Origin of the sequence: Sphingomonas bisphenolicum (genome assembly GCF_024349785.1) — a bacterium.
Lineage (GTDB): Bacteria > Pseudomonadota > Alphaproteobacteria > Sphingomonadales > Sphingomonadaceae > Sphingobium > Sphingobium bisphenolicum.
On record NZ_AP018821.1, the window covers coordinates 163,386 to 182,527 of the forward strand.

The window sequence follows — 19,142 nt, forward strand, 5'->3', positions numbered from 1 at the left end:
GGGCAGCACGCACGAGGAGGCCGCGCGCAATCCTGTCAGAAAGCCCGGAAATCCCTCTCGCTATGCTGAATGATGATGAGGTGACAGGGCCGGCCGCGCCGGCCCTGTCGGTGGAGGATCAGTAGTCCATGGCCGGCATGGGCGCGGCCTTCTCATCCTTGGGTAGCTCGGCGACCAGCGCTTCGGTCGTGATGAGCAGGGATGCGACCGAGGCCGCATCCTGCAGCGCGGTGCGCACGACCTTGGCGGGATCGATGACCCCCGACTTCACCAGGTCCTCATACTGGCCGCTCGCGGCATTGAAGCCCCAGTTATAGTCGTCGCTTTCGAGCAGCTTGCCGACGATGAACGCGCCGTCTTCACCGGCATTGTCGCAGATCTGGCGCACCGGCGCGCGCAGGGCGCGGCGAATGATGTCGATACCGGACTGCTGGTCGTCATTGCCTGCCTTGAGGCCGTCGAGCGCCTTCAACGCGCGGAGCAGCGCGATGCCGCCGCCAGGCAGAATGCCTTCCTCGACAGCGGCGCGGGTCGCGTGCAGCGCGTCGTCGACCCGGTCCTTCTTCTCCTTGACCTCGACCTCGGTCGCGCCGCCCACGCGGATCACGGCGACGCCGCCGGCAAGCTTGGCCACGCGCTCCTGGAGCTTCTCGCGGTCATAGTCGCTGGTGGTCGTCTCGATCTGCGCCCGGATCTGCGCCACGCGGGCGTCGATCTCGTCGCGCGCGCCGGCGCCATCGACGACCGTGGTGTTGTCCTTGTCGATGATGACCTTCTTGGCGCGGCCGAGCATGCCGAGCGTGACATTCTCCAGTTTGGTGCCGAGTTCCTCGCTGACCACGCTGCCGGCGGTGAGAACCGCGATGTCCTCGAGCATGGCCTTGCGGCGATCGCCAAAGCCCGGCGCCTTGACGGCCGCGACCTTGAGGCCGCCGCGCAGCTTGTTGACGACGAGGGTGGCGAGCGCTTCGCCTTCCACGTCCTCGGCGATGATGAGCAGCGGCCGGCCCGACTGCACCACCTGCTCGAGCAGCGGAATGAGCGCCTGGAGGTTCGAAAGCTTCTTCTCGTGGATGAGGATGTAGGGATCCTCGAGCTCGACCTTCAGCTTCTCGGCGTTGGTCACGAAGTAGGGCGAGAGATAGCCGCGGTCGAACTGCATGCCCTCGACCGTCTCAAGCTCGGTCGCGAGGCTCTTGGCCTCTTCGACGGTGATGACACCCTCATTGCCGACCTTTTCCATCGCTTCTGCGAGGATGGTGCCGACTTCGGCATCGCCATTGGCCGAGATGGTCGCGACCTGGGCGATCTCACTGTTGGCCGAGACCTTCTTGGCATGCGCCTTGAGATCCTCGACGACCGTCGTCACGGCGAGGTCGATGCCGCGCTTCAGGTCCATGGGGTTCATCCCCGCCGCGACCGCCTTCGAGCCTTCGCGCACGATGGACTGGGCCAGCACGGTGGCGGTGGTCGTGCCGTCACCGGCCTTGTCGTTCTGCTTGTTGGCGACCTCGCGCAGCATCTGTGCGCCCATATTCTCGAACTTGTCCTTCAGTTCGATTTCCTTGGCGACGGTGACGCCGTCCTTGGTGATACGCGGCGCGCCGAAGCTCTTCTCGATGACCACATTGCGGCCCTTGGGACCGAGCGTCACCTTGACGGCGTTGGCCAGCGTATCGACGCCGCGCAGCATGCGATCGCGCGCGTCCGAGGCGAACTTCACTTCCTTGGCAGCCATCTGCCTAACTCCTTTCCTTTGTCCTTCCTGATGTTCGAGGGATGGGGGCGACCCGTCAGGCGGCCTGCTTGAGCTCCGCGACGGGCTCGATGATGCCGAGGATGTCGCTCTCCTTCATGATGAGCAGATCCTCGCCATCGATGCGAACCTCGCTGCCCGACCATTTGCCGAACAGCACCCGGTCGCCGGTCTTCACCGTGGTGTCGGTGAGCTTTCCGTTTTCGTCGCGAGTGCCAGGGCCGACCGCGAGGACTTCACCCTCCTGCGGTTTTTCCTTGGCGGTGTCGGGGATGATGATGCCGCCCGAGGTCTTCTCCTCGGCTTCGATGCGGCGAACAAGCACACGGTCGTGCAAAGGGCGGAAATGCATGGGCAAAGCCTCCGGTTGCAAAACAAGAATGATGATCCCTGCTGTTCATCCGAACGACAGGTTCCCGGGAACTAAGAAGCTCAATTTGCCCCTTCAAGACCTTCCTGAAAATTTTTTGGCACTCGATGGAACGCAGTGCCAATCCCGTCGATCTCAATGGCTTGGAGATGAAAAAACGTCTTGACGCGACTCCGCATCGTACCAAAATCTGGTGGGTGCGGATGAGGATGTCCGCCACGAAAGACAGGAGCGACAGGAAAGGAGGCTGACTATGTCGCAACCATTTTCCCGTTTTCTTCATCCCTTCGACGTCGCGCACCATCCGGATCTGGAGCCCGAGGTCAAACGCGCCATCCTGGCGTCGTGGGCATCGGACAGATCGGCCGTGCGCGACAAGCCAGCGCTGCGCAAGCCGCGCGGCGCCAAACGCGCCGTGCCGATCGACGAAGTGCTCGCGGCCATGCGCACGCTGGACGAGGGGGATTCCGGTCAAACCCGCTTACAATGAGTGACCGCGGTTTTCTGGCGCAGCTGCAGGGCTACGGCATGACTACGGCGGAAATACACTATTACCGCCCTGACGCGCCGTCGCTCCTGCAGCTCTTTGTCTGGCAGGAATATGATCTCGCGCCCGATTTTCCAGTGTTGTTCGACTTCCTGGACCATTGGCGGCACGAGATCACCGCCGCCCTGCATTCCGTGCGGATCGCCCATGAGCAGATGATCCGTCCAACCGAATGGAGCGCGGTCGACGGGATACTCTCGATACGATGAAACAGGCGCTGATCCATAGGCTCAAAGGCCGGGGCAAGGGTGCCCGCCTCACCTTGCCCTTCGACGATATCATGGAGTTCGCGATTGCGTTGCTGACGGTTGGTCCCGAGGATCTGAAGGCGCTGGGCTGGACCTTCGCAGATCGCAAGCGCTTCCTCGATCATTTTCTTGCGTCCGGTCGGGCCGCGCAGGGCGTCGCTCCCGAGCATCTCGGGCAAAAATCCATCGAAATCGTGGTGCCCCGCAAGGATCTCGATCGCCTGCATCGATTTGCGGTCCGCGAACTGCCCAAGGCGGCCAGCAATGCCGCCATGCTCGACCGGGTGATCCGCGCGCTTAACGAGGCTGCGCAGCGTCAGGATGCCGGTAAAGGACGAACTTCCGGTCGACCCTGATGGCGTGGCCAGCTCCATTCAGTAACCGACCAAAGGAGACATTTCATGCGTTATCAGCTGTTTCGCGACAACGACCACAGCAAGCCTGTCGCGCAAAGCGATGAATTCGACAGCGAGTACAAGGCGACCGAATGGGCACGCGCGTGGGTGAAGTCCCAGGGCGATCACGATCGCTATCGCTTCCAGCAGATCGATGGCGGCCGTCCTATGCTGTTCCTGCGCACGGTCGCCGGCCAGTGGTACGGGATGCCCCTTGCCGAGGAAGCTGCGGCATAGGCGGCTCGTCCAGGCGCTTGTCCTCTCGCATGGACAAGCGCCGTGCGTTAGGCTTCCTGTGCACCACGCTTCGTCCGGTGCGCCACAGGACCAACGGGGGCGCACCGAAACCTGCAAGCGGACAAGAGAATGCCCGAACCCTTTCGCTCCACGCCTGTGTTCGACCAGAATACGATACCGGCTAGGCTGCGCGGCAATCATCGCACCAAGGTGGGGGTCTGGGGCGTCATCCGCGTCCTGGAAGGCTCCCTGAACCTCACCTATGTGGAGCCGCACAGTCAGATCCTTCTCACCCAGGAGGTTGTCGGGGTCGTGAAACCCGACCAGCCCCACTTCGTTACACCGCTCGGCAATGTCCGCATGCAGGTCGACTTTTACCATGAACCGCCCAAACTCTGATCGTGTCCGTGCGGCGGGCGTTTCGGGAGCACAGCCGCTCGACTGTCTGGTCATCGGCGGAGGCCCGGCGGGGCTTACGGCCGCGATCTACCTGGCACGCTTTCATCTCGCGGTCACCGTCGCCGACGCAGGCGACAGCCGCGCCGCGCTCATTCCCAGGACGCGCAATCATGCCGGCTTCCCCAAGGGGATCGCGGGCGCGGAGCTGCTGTCGCGGATGCGCGAACAGGCCCTGCTCCATGGCGCCGTCTATTCGCAGGTCCGGATCGAAAAATTGGACAAGGACGGAGATGTCTTCCTGGCTCGCGGCGGGCCGCATCGCTTCGCAGCACGCTCCGTCCTGCTCGCCACGGGCGTGTCGAACCACCGGCCCGATATGGACGAGGTGACGCATGGCCAAGCGCTGTCTCGTGGGCTTTTGCGCTACTGCCCGATCTGCGATGGTTATGAGGTGACCGACCAGCGTGTCGCGGTGCTCGGTACGGGAGCGCACGGGTACAAGGAATCGATATTCCTGCGCAGTTACACGAGCGACGTTACGTTGATCGCGCCAGATGGCAGGCATGCCCTGTCGGCGGATGAGGAGACGGGCCTGCGCGCGGCCGGGATCAATCTTCTCGAGGGGCCATGCACGGCCTTCCTGCTGGGCGAGGATGGACTAGAGATCGCGCTGCCCGGAGGACATCACCGCTTTGCGACCCTTTACCCCGCGCTGGGCTCGACGATCCACTCGCAATTGGCGGTCGATCTCGGCGCCGAAGCTTCGGGTGATGGATGCTTAGTGGTGGACAGCCACCAACGGACCAGCGTGCCGGGGCTCTATGCGGCCGGCGACGTCGTGCTTGGGCTCGACCAGATCAGCCACGCTATGGGGGAAGGCGGTGTCGCGGCAACAACCATCCGGAATGATTTGGCGCAAGCCTCACCGCTTCGGCGGTAACGCTTCGCACACCGGGCGGCTCTTAGCCGTCCTTGCCCCCGGAAATTACCGTGAAAGGCGGCCCATCTGCGCCGCACTTTCGGATTGCCTCGGCAAATCCTTGCGTACAGGAGCCTTCATAGCCCGGCACGAGCCGGCCGCATTCCTCGATAAGGTCGCCAAGGCTCGCGGGACTATGGCGACCCGACAGTAAGGCATCGCGGGCGAACGCGCCCTGCAGCCGAATGAGATCGCTCTTCAGGCTTTGGACGACCGAGGCCAATGCATCGAGTTCTTCTTGAGCCATACGCCAGTATAACGCCTTAAGGATGGCCTCGAAAGCGCGTCCTGTTAGGGGCAACGCGGGGCCACAGCCAAGCTTTTCGGAAATGTGCCTTCCGGTTGCGCATGGCTATGCCGTTTGCGCTCCCCTATCCTTAGCCGGCACGATCCGATCGAACGACGAACTATGCCTGCCTATCGCCTCGACCTCTGAGCTCGACCTGCCGTCCAATTGAACTGAACCACGTTCTAGAGCCACTTGAACCCGGCGATCGCTTCCAGGTCGCCAGGGCCTAGCGAGGCAGTTGCAATCCACCCTTCAGCGCCTCTGGCGAACTCGCCGTCGCGCAGAACATAAAGAACCGATTTCGAGGGGGTGGTTCGTGGATCGAAGTTCGCCGGGACCGAGCCGATCTGTCGGCCTGACTGGAACACTCCCACGCGTTCTTCCGGCAGCTGCGTCGTCTTACTGCGCTGGAGGCCCGACCATTGCATGGAACCTCTTCCTTTTCTGCTGGGAGGGGCAGGATAGTTTCGTCCAACGAGATGCGGGTTTCAAGCCGTGATTGATCCAGAGAGGGGCAATGGTTCAAGGGTCTTGCCACCGTTGGGCAGTCTGCACGTGTCGCTTAAACGATGCATGAAGGCACTGTGCAAAGCCGGTATCGGGGCAGGGATCGCATCCCCTCGCACTGTCAGGGCACGGCTTGGACTTGGACAGACTGGCTGTTGAGCACAGCGCTGCCATAAGCGGTAAGGAAGGCAATGTCGGCCGCGTCGCGGCCGATCCCTATCTTGGCCATCGCAGCTTCGCGTGCCATGCCCGTCGCGTCGACCAGATGCCATTCGCCGCCGAGGAACACCTCAGCCACGGCGTGAAAATCCTGCGGTTCGACGCCAAGCGCGTAGACGCTCGCTATGCGCGCCGGAATGCCTGCGGCGCGCACGAGAGTGATGAGGACGTGCGCATAATCCCGGCAGATACCCTGCCGTCGAATGAAGGTATCGGCAGCCGTCGTGTCCGATGTGCTGACGCCGGGCACATAGCTGAGATGGCTATGCACCCAGTCGCGCATCGCGATCACCTTCCGGCCGCCTTCCAGCGCATCGAATTCGGCGCGGACGAAGGACTGGAACTGGTCAGAGGGACAATAGCGCGACGGCATCAAATACTGCACCGTCTCGCCCGGCAACTGGTGGGGCGGGACGGCAGGCAATGCCTGGCAATCGTTGAGGATCCGGTTGATCGAGACGGTCGCCTGGTAATCGACGCGCAATTCGCTGCCGACGCGTACCCAGATTCTTTCCCCAATCAGATCGTGCGCCGAAACGCGCGCAAAATGCTCGGTCTCGGACAGGTCAATATGGGCGTCATCGATTATCTGCTCCGGGATGGCCGCCGCTTCGAGCTGCAGGAGGACGTCGGTCGGCCGGTCGAACCGATAGTCGAGCTGGGCATGGATGGCGATCTTCATCAGGATCCTTCGTTAGCAAGGCGCAGCCCTGCACGACGCGCGGGGTGGCTCTCACGAAACCCGCCCTTGCTCCCTACGTTCCTGCCGCGCACGGCGCGGTCTCGAAAACGCCGCCCCTTCGTTTCCGGTGTACAGCCCCTATCTCTCACGCCATGTTCAAAAGCTTGATGGTAGCGGCCCGGGACCGGGAGCGTCTTGGTGAGGTCACCGGGGTCCTGGCGCGTTATGGCCTCGACACGGCGATCGACCGGCTCGGGCTGGGCGCCAAAGATTTTCCTGCGGGCGAGGCAGCGGCGCTGCCCGCACGCACGCGCCTGGCGCTGGAGGAATTGGGTCCCACCTTCGTCAAGCTGGGGCAAATTCTCGCCACACGCAGCGATCTTCTTCCGCCCGACTGGATTACCGAATTGGAGCGGCTTCACAGCCAGGCGGCGACGCTCCCCTTCGAAACGGTGCGGCCCGCCATCGAGGAGGCCTTGGGAGAATCTGTCAGTAAGGCATTCGCCGCGTTCGATCCCGAGCCGCTTGCCGCCGCCTCGATGGCGCAGGTCCACCGCGCCCGCCTGCACGATGGTCGCGCCATCGTCCTCAAGATCCGGCGGCCCGGCATCCGGACCCGCATGGAAGCGGATCTGCGCCTCATCGCCCAGTTCGCGGCGGTCCTCGAGCGGGCCAGTACGGAAATCCGGCGCTTTGCTCCCACCGCGCTCGTCCAACAGCTCGCGTCCGCAATCCTGGAGGAACTCGACTTCACCAACGAGGCCCGCAATGCCGACCGCCTGCGCGGCGATCTCGCCGGCAACGCGCAGGTCGTCATTCCCGAGATCCACTGGGAATGGACGTCGGAAACGCTGCTGGCCATGGACTATATCGAAGGGGTCGCGCCGCGCTCGGCAGAGGCCCTCGTCGAGGCAGACATCGATCCCCACGCGATCGCATCGCTCGGCGCCCAGGTCGTGCTCGACATGGTCCTTCTCACCGGCCGGTTCCATGCCGATCCCCACCCCGGCAATCTCCTGTGCTTGCCCGGAAACCGCCTCGCCCTGCTGGACCTCGGCTTGATCGGCCATGTCAGCCCCAGGCGCCGGGAAGAGCTTTTGCGCTTCGTCCAGGCTATCAATATCGGAGATCCGCAGGCCCTGGCGGAGACGCTCGCCCTTTGGTCCGCCGGTGAGAGCCCGCCTCGCGAGCGGCTCCTTCTGGCGGCCGAACAGCTTGTCGCCCGCCATGGCGGCACGCGCCTGGTGCTCGCCACCCTGGTCAATGATTTTTTCGCGCTCATGCGGCAGGAGCGGCTGACCGTCCCGCCCGACCTGCTGCTTATCTTCAAGGCACTGGTGACGATCGATGGCGTCCTCGCCAACATTGCCCCCGGCTTCGACCTGACCCTTGCTCTGCGGCAGGCTGCAGTGCGCATCGTTGCCTCGCGGCTAGATCCCGCTGCTTGGACCCCGGTGCTGCAAGGTCTGCTGCTCGAGATCACAAGGATCGGGCAGGATGGCCCGCGGCTGCTGAGGTTGATCATCGAGCGGCTGGAGCGCGATCAGGTCATCCCACCGCGGCGTTGGGGCACGGAGATCGCTGCGGCCGGGCGGTGGATCGCGGGCGCTATTGTCGCAGGATCGCTCATCCTCGCGGCGGCTGTCACGCTTTTCTAGGCGCCCCTGATGTGGCTCGCCGCTCCGCGCGCCCTGTTCTCAGGCGGCGGAGAGGCGGTCCTCGATCACGCGGAGCAATTCGCGATGGTCGACCGGCTTCGAGAGAAAGACAGCATCGTCGGGCAACGCGTCTTGCTCGGGCCGAACGGCGCCTGAGGAAACGATCAGAGCAATGGGAGGATAGGCATCGCGAATATAGCGCGCCAGGCGCAAACCATCCATCGACCCCGGCATCTGGATATCGGTGACGACGATCCGGATCGAGGGCAGCGCTTGCAGGACCTCAAGAGCCTCGGCGGCGTTAGAAGCCTCTTCGACCGCATATCCCTCGCCCTCCAGGAGATCGACAAGGATCATCCGGAGGACCGGCTCGTCATCGACAACCAGAACATGTTGCCTATCGGCCATCATGCAATCCTCGGTAATACAGCAACACATATGCCCCGTTTCCCTATGAACGGCGGCAGGGGGCCATGGTTCACGGACAAGGCCGCAAAAGCGCAGAATTCTTTCTGATTTTCGACGAACTGTGACGGTTGCGACCGCGCCGTGATTACTGGATCGCGTGGCCGATAAGGAAAGCTTCGGCGCAACGTACCTGTTTGACGACCTCGTCCGGGGACAAGCCAAGCCGTGTCGCCACCGTTACGACGTCCAGTCCATTATGGCGATGCAGGCAGTAGACGCGGCTGGTGAGGTGCGGGAGCAAGCTGATCAGGTCCCAGTCCTCGGGTGCGATTTGGGACCGTCTCGCAGGCGGCATGAGGCGGTCGATCGCGGTCTGGAGGTGCATCGCCGCATCCTCGTTGACGCCGTCGACCAGGGTCAGCGCACGCTCCAGCAGGCGCAGCGCTTCGTCGACCCTGCATTCCCGGTCGGCCTCGTCCATGGCCCGCTCCTCCTTTTCTGTTCTTGGCTCCGTACTGTCCTGTGTCGACCCGTCAGCCGAGCTGGGCCGCATGGCGGGCTTCCGCGAGATCAAGCTCCCGTATGAGCTTGCGCGCAAGCTCGCTGCCAAGCTCTCGCTTGCGAACCATGCGAAAGATCTGGCTCCGTTCCGCTTTGAGCGCGGCGATGCGCAGGCGCCGTTCGATCGCCTCACCTCGCCGCATCTCGGCATTTTCCTCGCGCGTCCCCACCCTGCTTTCGATCCGCTCGCGGTAGCCGTCCATGATCCGCGCGGCAGCCGACACATAGAGATCGGCATCCGCCCGGCCCTCGGCCAGTTCATGCTGGACCTCCTCGATCCGGGCGATGGCCGCTTCGGCCGCTTTGATGCGCGCGGCATCTTCGACGCTCTGCTGGTCATGCTCGGGCGGCATGCGCAGGCCGCGCAGCAGGACGGGAAGGCCAAGGCTCGCGACCAGCAGCGAGACTATGATGACCCCCATCGCCAGGAAAATGGCGAGGTCGCGCCCAGGGAAGGGCGACCCATCGCTGAGCACGAGCGGTAGCGTGAGTACGCCCGCAAGCGTGATAGCGCCGCGCACGCCGGCAAAGGACATCGCTGCGACTATGCGCCAGTTCGGGGTCGATTGTCCCTCGCCCTGCCGGAAGAAACTCAAGCGGAACGACAGCCAAACCCAAAGAAAGCGCAAGGCGGCCAGTCCAAGATTGATCGCAAGCACATAAACGCCGAGCCACCAGGATTCATGATGACCGGTGAGGCGCACCGTCTCCGCCGCGCCCGCGAGGATGGCCGGCAGCTGTTCACCGAGCAGCACGAAGATCACGCCATTGGCGGTGAACTGGATGACATCCCACACCGTGTTGCGGCGAATGCGCGTCGAGGCGGCAAGTTCGCCGCTCCCCTCAACGAAACCCATCGTAAGGCCTGCGGCCACCGCAGCCAGGATGCCCGAACAGTGCAAGTGTTCGGCAACGAGATAGGACCCGAAGGGCAAAAGAAGGCTAATGAGGATCTGCGCTCCGCCCTCCTCGCCATAGCGCCGCGACACCCAGTTCTTGGCGTGCGAGACGAGCCAGGTCAGGCCCGCACCGACCGCCAGCCCGCCCAGCGCGACCCACACGAAGTTGATGGCGGCCTGGTGAAGCGAAAAGGCGCCGGTCAGCGTCGCTGCGATGGCAAAGCGCAGGCAGACGAGGCCGGAGGCGTCGTTGAGCAGCGACTCCCCTTCCAGGATATGCATCATCCGCTTGGGAATGGGCACGCGCTGCGCGATCGCCGAAACGGCGATCGGATCCGTCGGCGAGACGACCGCCGCCAGCGCGAAGGCGACGGCAAGCGGCATGGCCGGGATCATCCAGTGGATGAAAAAGCCCATTCCGACGACCGTCGCCACTACAAGGCCCAGGGCCAGTTCGACAATCGTCTTGCCGTCCTTGAACAATTCCTCGCGCGGAATACGCCAGCCATCCAGGAAGAGCAGCGGCGGCAAGAAGAGGAGGAAGAAGATTTCGGGATCGAGCGTGACCCGCCAGTCCGCAGCAAGCCCGATGAGCGCGCCAAGCGCGATCTGAAACAATGGCCGGGGGAACGGCAGGGGGACCATTCGCGAAAGGATGCCGCTCAGGATCACCGCGAGCAGCAGAAGCAGAACGATCGAGATGACTTCCAACAGGGTTCCTCTATCTGGCGTGCAGTCGTATCTGGCGTGCAGTCGCTCAGCGCTTGCGGACGAATTCGGCGCGCAAGACGAGGCCCTTGATACCCTCGTAGCGGCAATCGATTTCCTGGGGATCGCCGGTCAGGCGAATGGACCTGATGAGAGTGCCGCGCTTGAGCGTCTGGTTGGCGCCCTTGACGGTGAGATCCTTGATCAGAGTGACGCTGTCGCCATCGGCAAGGATATTGCCCACGGCATCGCGCACTTCGACCGCATCGCTCAGGCCTTGTGCCTGGGCCTGTACATCCTGCGGGCTGATCCACTCGCCGGAGGCTTCGTCATACACATAGTCGTCCGAACTGCTCATCATGGTTCCCTGGCTCACTGCGGCGGTACGGCGCCGAGATCTTCCTGATCATAAAGCAGCGACGGCACGGTCCCGGCCGAGCGCCCAGCCTTCGTCTCGCGCAGGCGAACCCCGCGGCCCACGCCGCTGCTCGGCGCGTTCTCGCCAAGCAGTTCAATGCCAGCGCTTTCGAGCGCCCCGATCACTTTCACCAGGGTGTCGACCACGCCGCGCACCTGCCCTCCCGAGGCTTCCATGCGCTGGATCGTCGGTAGCGAAAGGTGCGCGAGTTGGGCGAGTTGGCGCTGGTCAATCCCAAGGAGGGCGCGAGCGGCACGCATCTGCTGCGAAGTGATCATGCGCTCTCATGACGTATAAAACATCAAACTGCAATCTTATCAATCATAGATCATGTGTGATAAGGCCTGCCACCGATGCCGACGTCCGCAATGCCGGGCGGGGCATCGATCGGGACGTGGCGGCGTGTAATCTCCGCGCGCCCCGCTTACGGCCCAAGCCCTTTGCGCTCCATCATGATATGAGAAGGCCCATGACTACCGCGATTCCCCACGCTTATGAGATCGGCATCGACCCGTCCGACATCGACTTCATGGGCCATGTCAACAATGCCAGCTACCTCAAATGGGTGCAGGATGCCGTTCTCGACCACTGGCGTTCGCTCGCGCCCAGCGAGGCCGTCGCAGGGCATCTTTGGGTCGCGCTCAAGCATGAGATCACCTACCGCCGCCCGACCTTCCTGGACGACCGCGTCATCGCGACGGTGCTGCTGGAAAAGGTTCAGGGTGCCCGCGCCTTTTACGACACGGTTATCCGGCGCGGTGAAGAGGTGCTCGCGGAAGTGAAGTCGAGCTGGTGTTGTGTCGACGCCGTGACCAGGCGGCCCGCACGGCTCGCCCGGGAGGTCATCCAGCATTTCTTCACGCTCGACTCTCCCGCTCAGCCAATCTGACAGGCAAAAGACGCCGCGCGCCGGGGTTGCCGGCGGGGTTATACAGTCTGCGTGGGGTAATCAGCTCCCCCGCACTCTTCGCGCATGCCGACCGCGCCTTTAGCCCGTTCTTAACCGGAATTTAGGGCGCGGGGGGTGAAGACGGGGCGAAGGGGTGCCATGAAGCGCAAGATCGCGATCGACCAGATTAGTGCCGGAATGTTCGTCGTCGGCTTCGAGGGCTTCTGGTTCAAGCACCCTTTCTGGCGCACGAAATTCCTCCTCTCCCCCGCGGACGTGGACGAGATCCGCGCCTCTGGCGTCAAGGCGATCTATATCGATGATGCGATGGGAGCTTCGCCGCCGCCGCTTCCTGTCCCGTCGGCCAATTTAGCCAAAGGCCCTCTTCCCGCTGCCCGAGAAGCTGAGGCGCCCCGCCGCCCTCAGGCCATTGCCCCGCTCGCGCCGGTGCGACGATCGATGCCGATCGAAATGGACGAGGTTCAGCGCGCCACGGAGTCGATCCAGAGGTCGAAGCGGGTCATCATGCGCATGTTCGGCGAGGCCCGCATGGGCAAGGCGGTCGCCCTGCGCGACGTCGAGCCGCTGGTCGATGAAATCGCAGCATCGGTGATGCGGGACGCGGCCGCCATGATCAAGGTGACGCGCCTCAAGCGCAAGAACGAGTATACCTATCTGCACTCGGTGGCCGTCTGCGCGCTCATGATCAATCTGGGCCGCCAACTCGGCCTATCGGAGACGCTGACCCGTGACCTCGGCACTGCTGGGTTGATGCACGATATCGGCAAGATGGCGGTGCCAGGCAGCGTCCTCGACAAGCCCGGTTCGCTCAGCGACGACGAATTCGAGATCATTCGAACGCATCCGCAAAAGGGGCACGATCTTCTCAAGAAGACCGAGGGCATCTCCCCGATCGCCCTCGACGTGTGTCTCCACCATCATGAGAGGGTCGACGGCAAGGGCTATCCGTTTGGTCTCACCGCCGACCAGCTCTCGCTGCATGCCCGGATGGGCGCGATCTGTGACGTCTATGACGCGGTGACGTCCCGGCGACCCTATAAGGACCCCTGGACGCCGTCCGACGCGCTGGCCAAAATGCTCGATTGGGAGGGACATTTCGATCCGGGCGTGCTGGATGCGTTCATTCGCAGCATCGGAATTTACCCGGTGGGCACGCTCGTGCGCCTGCGCACCAACCGGCTCGGCATCGTCATCGCCGGCAACAACCGCGAGCCGACCATGCCGATGGTGCGCGCCTTCTTTTCTACGATGGAGCGAGAATTCGTGCCGCTCGAAAGCTTCATCTGCTCGGCGACCCTGAAAGGCGATGCCGCAATCGGTATCGAAACGGCGAGGCGTGGTTTGGTCCGCGATGGCCGGTCATCCAGGCGTTCGTGCTCGATAATCGCATGCCGACGGCCGATCTGATCGGGTCCGGCCGAGCCATCATCGCTTCGCGGGAAATGGACCAACTGCGCGTAGCGGCGAGAAACTGATCGTTCTGGGTGACAACTGCCACCACTGATGCCGACGGCGTCCTTATCGCCAAATCCTGATGCAAATGTCTGAAGCACAGGTCAGAGTTCCGGGATTGCCTGTCCTCTTTGAGCCGCCCAGCTCGCGGCGAGTTTGCGTGACGGTGCGGGCTCTAGCGTCTAGAGAAGAGCCAGAGAATGCCATGCGGCATCCGCCAGCATGGCTCGGGGGCAAAGACATGACCGATACTGCTACGCGCGTTGCAAACCTGATTGCCCAGCAACTGGGTGTCGACCCGACAAGGTGACGCTGGAATCCCACTTCATGGAGGATCTGGGTGCGGACAGTCTGGATGTCGTCGAGCTTGTCATGGCGATCGAGGAAGGCTTCGACGTCCAGATTCCCGACGATGATGCTGAGAAGATCGCGACGGTGAGGGATGCCGTTCTCTATATCGAAGCCGCGATGGTCTGAGGCACCTGCGGCGCCACGCTCGGGATCGATGCGGCGAGCCCAAGTTTCGACTTGGGCCGCCGCACGCTTCCTTTTACGCCGCCACCGCCTCTGGACCAGGTCCCTTGTGGCCCTCTCGCGAAGCCCGCAGCCGCCAGGCAAGGCTGATCAACAGCCCGCCCCCGAGCAGAGCCCAGGCGCCGATAAGCCATGCGACGGACAGGATCGAGGCGATCGGCTGCAGATAGAGCAGGACCAATATCGCGACGCCTAGCCCGACGGTGATCGTGCCGGAAAGGGCGAGGAGCACTTCCCCGCGGATTTCCTTGCGCAGCCGAACCGCAGCGACGATCTCGAGCAGGCCGACCGCGATGGCCCAGGCAGCAACCAGAACCAGTGTCGCCAACGCGTAGCTGACGGTGAACTCCAACGGCAAGGCCACAAAGAGGCCGGCTGCTACGAGCCCGAGAACGCCGCGCAGGACCAAGGCGATCCACCGGTCCGCCTTGTGCGCGGCACCCTGTATCCCGGCAATCAGCGAGGCGATGCCGTCGACGCCAGCAAAAGCGGCAAACAGCATCGTGAAGGCAAAGAGTGCGCCCGCGGGGAACAGCAGCGCCGCTATGCCCAGCGCCAGAGTCAGGACACCGCGAACCATCATCCATTTCCAGTTTTGCGCCACCAGCGGGACGCCGCGCCAAAGCGAAGTATCGTGCATGCCGTCCTCCTTTACTCGCGCCGCTGGCCCATGAAGGTCAGCAGCAACTGGAACAGGTTGATCAGGTTGAGATAGAGCGAGAGTGCGCCAACGATGGCGAGTTTGCTCGCCTCTTCCTGCCCGGCATAGGCGTAATACTCGTTCCTGAGACGCTGCGTATCCCAGGCCGTCAGGCCGGTGAACACCACGATGCCCGCGATCGAGAACAGCATCTGCAGCGTCGAGGATCCCAGGAACAAATTGACGATGCTGGCCGCCACGACAGCGAGCAGACCCACCATCAGGATCGGGGCCCAACGCGACAGGTCAGCGCCGGTGGTATAGCCCCACAGACTCATCGCTGCGAACACCGCCGCGGCCGTAAAGAAGGCGAGCGCAATGCTCTCGCCCGTGAACATCAGGAAGATGCTGGCCATCGAGACGCCCATGACGCCGGCAAAGACGAAATAGGCTGTCCGGGCCATGGCGGCCGATATCTGATGTAGGCCGAACGATAGCAGAAGTACGAAGGCCAGAGGCGCGAAGATCGCCACCCACTTTAGCGGCGTGCCGAAGATGGGCTCGTACAAGGCCGGCGTGGACGCGACGCCAAACGCGACCAGACCAGTAAGGGCAAGACCAAGCGCCATGTTGCGATAGATGCCGATCATGTGGTTTCGCAGGCCGGCATCGAAGCCCCGGTCGATGGGGCTTGCCCTGCGCTGCGAAGGCATCGTCCGATTGAACAATGATTCCATAGCTCTCTCCATCGATTAAGACGACAGATCGCGCTGGCGCAGCGAGAGGCTTATAGCGAACCGCAACACCGAGCACGCCCGGTGCGCCGGCCTGTCGTTCAGCGCGATAAGCCCGGCCCACGATCCGAAAAATGTGTTCGGTTTCCGTGGTTTCAAGACCTGTGCCCTGCCTCTATCCGGCCGTATAAAGGACACCCGCAAGCGAAACGCAGAACACGGACAGCCACATGAAAATCTGGCTGAAGACGTGCATCACGAGGCCAACCCAGCTGTAATACCGCCTCAGCACGGCGGCCGAACCGACAGCGACGAAAAACACGATCAGCGCCGACGCGGAAGGTGTGGGATCACGTGGGAGCGTTTCGTCGAACAGCGGCAGCAGCCCTAACGCTGAAACGAGGAGCCACGAGAACATAAATGCCAGGTTGCTCGACAGGTCGAGATCCTTAGCAAGCGTGTCGCCAACCGGGGTTGAATTTGGCCTAAGCAAGGTTCGTTGTCCGTCGCCGGGACTTGAGAGGTGGCGGCGTTTCGGGTATATTTTCTGTGCTTAGGAGATTTCCATGTCGTTCGACATCGATACCTACATCCGCACCCAAGGTTTGACCGGTGGCCCGATAATCACGGGTAAGGTTGATGAACCGATTCCGAGCCTCGAGCCATTTACTGACGAAGAGGGGAAAGTTACGCTCGGGGGCAAGATTGGCTATCTGCTTGCTTACGCAGTGGCAGCCGGCGCCCTCGGCTATTGGTTTTTGATGTAGTTCATCACTCATTTCCGAAGCTCAGGATTCAGGAAAAAACCTTTATCGTGGCCCGCATTCACCTCGGACTGAATGCGGGAGGCGCCCTGCATATTGGAAGCTCTGCCCGCTTGTGCGGCTGCTCGATCCCCGTCTAGCGCAGCTTTGCCTGACGAAATCACAGCAGCTGCTGCGCCGGGATCGCCTGCACTAGGCCCTGCCGGAATGCCGCCAGCACCATGCGGATGATAGGTGGCCCTGACATCGGCCGCGGAGGACACGTCGGTGCGGTGCACATCAACGAGATCAGGCTCGTTGAGGCTTCCACGGATTTCCTCGTAGATCGCTTCACGCTTCTCCGACATCCACCGCTGGACCATTTCATCCCGGACACTGCGCTGATGCTCGGAAAGGTCCGTCGCCCAAATTTCGGGAGCATCCAGACCAGGATTTGCCGCCTGTTGCGCACGGTACCAGTTCGCGAGGTCCTGGCTGAGGTTCGTGCTGAGTTGCATGCCATGGCTCTCGGCCCAACTGGCGTCGCGAGACAGCTGCTGGGACAATTCCTCCAGCTTGCGCGCAGACTCCTGATATGAGCGCGCGCGGGAGAGAGCGTCTTCAGTGCTCACCGAAGCCGACGAAGTCTGCGAGGCGCGACTGAACACGCCGCTCCGGCTGTAGGTACCGTCCGAGGAACTCGCGCCGGTGCCGTTCGAATGCTCGTCGCGTACCCCGCTGGAAGCGGTGTTGGAGCTATCGGTGGAATTGGTCTGCCCGGTGCTTCTTTGCAACTGCTCTTGCTGCGTTCCAGACTTAGATACGTCTCCTGAGATTCCTGGGAGGCGTCCAAACCTGCCACCATTGCCGCCCTTCGTGCCCGAACCTCCCGCTTGCGGTCCTCCCAGTCCTGCCGAGAGTCTGCCGGTTACGACGTCCGCAGTAACTGCACTTCGATCATGGCTATCCGAGACCCGTTCGGACTGGCTCGTCGAAGATCTATCTTCCAGCCCCTGAGAACTGCTTCCTGTTCTCCGGTCGAACTGTTCGATGGAAGTGTTGGCCTGGCGACCGCTGCTCGAGTCCCATCCAGACGACCGCTCGGTCGAGGTTCCGAATGCGCTGCGATTGGTATGGGTCGAGGTCAGAATGTCGTTTGCGGCGTTTTCATAGGCCTGCGACTGGCGGTGCGCCTCGTTCGCCATCTCGCGCCATTCGGCAACGGCGCCTGAAGACATTGTAGGCGTGAAGGCCAGGCGCGAGATAGCGCCGCCTGTGTCGAAGACCTCTTGCCCGTTGCCAAAGCCATTGATCAGAGCGCCATTGTCCTGACGCCAGCTCGACATTGCCGCGCCCCCCATATAGCTCGGCGCCTTGGTCCACTGATCGCTCTGCTGCATGTTGGAAGTCGAGTTCGCCCAGCTGACATTCCCATAAGAATAGTTGCCCGTCGTCTGCTCCAAGGCGGCCGCTTCGGCCGCATTCTGCGCCGGCGCGAGCATGGACATGGACTGACCGGCAATAGACATCGCGCCGCGCGCCAGTCCGGCCGCGAGGAATGGGACCGACATCAGCATGAACCCTGCGATCGTCGCGGTCTCGCCGTTGACCGCACCGATGCCCGCGAATGTGCCGAGCGTGACCCCGCCCGACGCTATACCGGCCGCTGCAGTTTCGGCGCGCGTCATGCAGATCATGTGCAGGATGACGTACAACGGGCCCCAGGCAGCCAAGTAGAAGAAGCCGACAGCGTACCCCTTGAGCGCGCTCAGCCCGGTTTGCGGCATGAGGAAGAGCGGGAAGATGACCGGGAACATCGCGAAGAAGACGACAGTCAGCACGATGTTCAAGATCGGCACCCAGGCCATCGCCTGCTGTGCGATCGAATTGTAGGTGTTTCGGGCCTGCACGTCGGCGCGGGTCTGCGCGAATGTGTCGATCGCCGCCGCGCCGGTGCCGCCCGCCATGGAATTGCGTGCCTGCATGAAAGCGTTGATCGCAGTGTTCTGCCGCATGTAGTCGGCGTAGCTGCTTCCCGACCCCGTGAACGCCTGGTTTACGATCGGGACGTCATGCTTCAGCTTGTCAGCAGCAAGCGCATTGCTGAGCTTCGGGTAGACTTCCTTCGCCCAGATTGGCGTGTTGGCTTCGATCATATTGGCCCACTGGCCGGAAAGACCATCATAGGCCTGGCGGCATGTCACGATGTAGCTGGTCACCGCCCCGCTTCCATCCTTCTCCAGCCATTCTTGCGAGCGCGCTTCCGAGCCCGGGCCAATTGCCGCCCAAAGGTCCTGCGCCTTCGACAGTTCGGTCAGCGATTTCTGGTTGAGCATGACGTCGCCGAACACACAGTTCTTGAAATGCTTCTCGAGATTGGTCGCAAACTCGGCGTCGCGGATCACGAAGTTGCGCGTCGCATCGAACAGCCGCGCACCGTAGACCATGCCGTTGGTGGTGTAATTGAGCTCACCGGGCATCACGAACACGGTTTCCGCCGTCCGCGTCATCCAGTCGCCGATCTGCGTCGTGAAGCTCGCCAGCACGCCCAGCCCTAGCGGCACATTGTCGATCGTCGCCGGCGCGAGGGACGGGTTCACCCGATCCGTCACCTTGATGTCGACGGTCGGCACCATGAGGCACAGGTAGATCGCCGTGGCCTGGAGAAACCAGTTCATCCACGCTTTGTAGTTGAGCGTGAAGGCCACAACGAGAAGCGAGTAGATGAGGCCCATGACCATCACGACCCGGAGCAGCGCGCGATAGCCCCCGCCCCCTGACCAGGCCGCTACCGCATTGAAGGTGTTGACCAGATATTCGCCGCCACCGACCGTGAAGACCTCTAGCAT

22 protein-coding genes and 1 pseudogene are annotated in these 19,142 nt (G+C 62.7%); 11 read left to right on the forward strand and 12 right to left on the reverse strand.

Annotation, left to right across the window (positions count from 1 at the left end):
- Positions 1-118 precede the first annotated feature (118 nt).
- Positions 119-1,738, reverse strand: a complete 1,620-nt coding sequence (gene groL / locus SBA_RS24135) for a chaperonin GroEL (RefSeq protein WP_048938217.1) — start codon at positions 1,736-1,738, stop codon at positions 119-121.
- Between the two features lie 55 nt (positions 1,739-1,793).
- Positions 1,794-2,108 (reverse strand): co-chaperone GroES, encoded by a 315-nt coding sequence (groES, locus tag SBA_RS24140; protein WP_008829924.1) that lies wholly within the window; start codon positions 2,106-2,108, stop codon positions 1,794-1,796.
- Positions 2,109-2,379: 271 nt separating this feature from the next.
- Between groES and SBA_RS24145 the strand changes: the two genes are divergently transcribed.
- The 6 genes from SBA_RS24145 (at position 2,380) to SBA_RS24170 (ending at position 4,892) form a co-directional block, all read left to right on the forward strand.
- Positions 2,380-2,616 carry a hypothetical protein gene (locus SBA_RS24145; protein WP_095687418.1) on the forward strand — a complete coding sequence of 79 codons (237 nt, stop codon included), beginning with the start codon at positions 2,380-2,382 and terminating at the stop codon, positions 2,614-2,616.
- Complete coding sequence (locus tag SBA_RS24150) at positions 2,613-2,882, forward strand: usg protein (RefSeq protein ID WP_095687417.1); 270 nt, start codon at positions 2,613-2,615, stop codon at positions 2,880-2,882. Before SBA_RS24145 ends, SBA_RS24150 begins: the two co-directional genes overlap by 4 nt.
- Positions 2,879-3,277 (forward strand): hypothetical protein, encoded by a 399-nt coding sequence (locus SBA_RS24155; protein WP_095687416.1) that lies wholly within the window; start codon positions 2,879-2,881, stop codon positions 3,275-3,277. Before SBA_RS24150 ends, SBA_RS24155 begins: the two co-directional genes overlap by 4 nt.
- A gap of 45 nt (positions 3,278-3,322) precedes the next feature.
- The gene (locus tag SBA_RS24160) at positions 3,323-3,553 is read left to right on the forward strand and encodes a hypothetical protein (RefSeq protein ID WP_095687415.1); all 231 of its coding nucleotides are present in this window, start codon (positions 3,323-3,325) and stop codon (positions 3,551-3,553) included.
- A gap of 129 nt (positions 3,554-3,682) precedes the next feature.
- Positions 3,683-3,952: a DUF1971 domain-containing protein gene (locus SBA_RS24165; protein ID WP_095687414.1), complete on the forward strand. Its 270-nt coding sequence runs from the start codon at positions 3,683-3,685 to the stop codon at positions 3,950-3,952.
- Positions 3,933-4,892, forward strand: coding sequence for an NAD(P)/FAD-dependent oxidoreductase (locus tag SBA_RS24170; RefSeq protein ID WP_261937521.1), 960 nt, complete (start codon positions 3,933-3,935; stop codon positions 4,890-4,892). The genes SBA_RS24165 and SBA_RS24170 overlap by 20 nt, the downstream gene beginning before the upstream one ends.
- Before the next feature lie 956 nt (positions 4,893-5,848).
- On the opposite strand, the gene SBA_RS24175 is transcribed toward SBA_RS24170, so the two are convergent.
- Positions 5,849-6,628 carry a transglutaminase-like domain-containing protein gene (locus SBA_RS24175; RefSeq protein WP_095687411.1) on the reverse strand — a complete coding sequence of 260 codons (780 nt, stop codon included), beginning with the start codon at positions 6,626-6,628 and terminating at the stop codon, positions 5,849-5,851.
- Between the two features lie 152 nt (positions 6,629-6,780).
- Here SBA_RS24175 and SBA_RS24180 point away from each other — a divergent pair, with 152 nt between their 5' ends.
- Positions 6,781-8,286, forward strand: coding sequence for an ABC1 kinase family protein (locus SBA_RS24180; RefSeq protein WP_095687410.1), 1,506 nt, complete (start codon positions 6,781-6,783; stop codon positions 8,284-8,286).
- Between the two features lie 39 nt (positions 8,287-8,325).
- Here SBA_RS24180 and SBA_RS24185 read toward each other — a convergent pair whose 3' ends face one another.
- The 5 genes from SBA_RS24185 to SBA_RS24205 form a co-directional block, all read right to left on the reverse strand.
- Positions 8,326-8,697, reverse strand: coding sequence for a response regulator (locus SBA_RS24185; RefSeq protein WP_244917316.1), 372 nt, complete (start codon positions 8,695-8,697; stop codon positions 8,326-8,328).
- 142 nt (positions 8,698-8,839) lie between these two features.
- Positions 8,840-9,175, reverse strand: coding sequence for a hypothetical protein (locus tag SBA_RS24190; RefSeq protein WP_095687497.1), 336 nt, complete (start codon positions 9,173-9,175; stop codon positions 8,840-8,842).
- 52 nt (positions 9,176-9,227) lie between these two features.
- Entirely contained in the window at positions 9,228-10,865 is a 1,638-nt protein-coding gene (locus SBA_RS24195) for a Na+/H+ antiporter (RefSeq protein ID WP_095687408.1), read from the reverse strand.
- 46 nt (positions 10,866-10,911) lie between these two features.
- Positions 10,912-11,220, reverse strand: coding sequence for an alkylphosphonate utilization protein (locus SBA_RS24200; protein ID WP_095687496.1), 309 nt, complete (start codon positions 11,218-11,220; stop codon positions 10,912-10,914).
- Positions 11,221-11,234: 14 nt separating this feature from the next.
- Positions 11,235-11,558, reverse strand: coding sequence for a helix-turn-helix domain-containing protein (locus SBA_RS24205; RefSeq protein WP_095687407.1), 324 nt, complete (start codon positions 11,556-11,558; stop codon positions 11,235-11,237).
- A gap of 191 nt (positions 11,559-11,749) precedes the next feature.
- On the opposite strand from SBA_RS24205, the gene SBA_RS24210 reads away from it, so the two are divergent.
- From SBA_RS24210 to acpP, 3 genes and pseudogenes are all read left to right on the forward strand, one after another.
- Positions 11,750-12,169, forward strand: a complete 420-nt coding sequence (locus SBA_RS24210) for an acyl-CoA thioesterase (RefSeq protein ID WP_095687406.1) — start codon at positions 11,750-11,752, stop codon at positions 12,167-12,169.
- Between the two features lie 159 nt (positions 12,170-12,328).
- Positions 12,329-13,597 carry an HD-GYP domain-containing protein gene (locus SBA_RS24215; RefSeq protein ID WP_244917347.1) on the forward strand — a complete coding sequence of 423 codons (1,269 nt, stop codon included), beginning with the start codon at positions 12,329-12,331 and terminating at the stop codon, positions 13,595-13,597.
- A gap of 286 nt (positions 13,598-13,883) precedes the next feature.
- Positions 13,884-14,119 (forward strand): annotated as a pseudogene (acpP, locus tag SBA_RS24220) (acyl carrier protein).
- Between the two features lie 73 nt (positions 14,120-14,192).
- Here the strand turns inward: acpP and SBA_RS24225 are convergent.
- The 3 genes from SBA_RS24225 to SBA_RS24235 form a co-directional block, all read right to left on the reverse strand.
- Positions 14,193-14,816, reverse strand: coding sequence for an HdeD family acid-resistance protein (locus SBA_RS24225; RefSeq protein WP_095687404.1), 624 nt, complete (start codon positions 14,814-14,816; stop codon positions 14,193-14,195).
- An 11-nt stretch (positions 14,817-14,827) separates the two neighbouring features.
- The gene (locus SBA_RS24230; RefSeq protein ID WP_174703677.1) at positions 14,828-15,529 is read right to left on the reverse strand and encodes a Bax inhibitor-1/YccA family protein; all 702 of its coding nucleotides are present in this window, start codon (positions 15,527-15,529) and stop codon (positions 14,828-14,830) included.
- A gap of 196 nt (positions 15,530-15,725) precedes the next feature.
- Positions 15,726-16,043 carry a hypothetical protein gene (locus SBA_RS24235; RefSeq protein WP_244917346.1) on the reverse strand — a complete coding sequence of 106 codons (318 nt, stop codon included), beginning with the start codon at positions 16,041-16,043 and terminating at the stop codon, positions 15,726-15,728.
- A gap of 73 nt (positions 16,044-16,116) precedes the next feature.
- On the opposite strand from SBA_RS24235, the gene SBA_RS24240 reads away from it, so the two are divergent.
- Entirely contained in the window at positions 16,117-16,317 is a 201-nt protein-coding gene (locus SBA_RS24240; protein WP_095687402.1) for a hypothetical protein, read from the forward strand.
- Between the two features lie 8 nt (positions 16,318-16,325).
- On the opposite strand, the gene SBA_RS24245 is transcribed toward SBA_RS24240, so the two are convergent.
- Complete coding sequence (locus tag SBA_RS24245) at positions 16,326-19,142, reverse strand: conjugal transfer protein TraG N-terminal domain-containing protein (RefSeq protein WP_261937522.1); 2,817 nt, start codon at positions 19,140-19,142, stop codon at positions 16,326-16,328.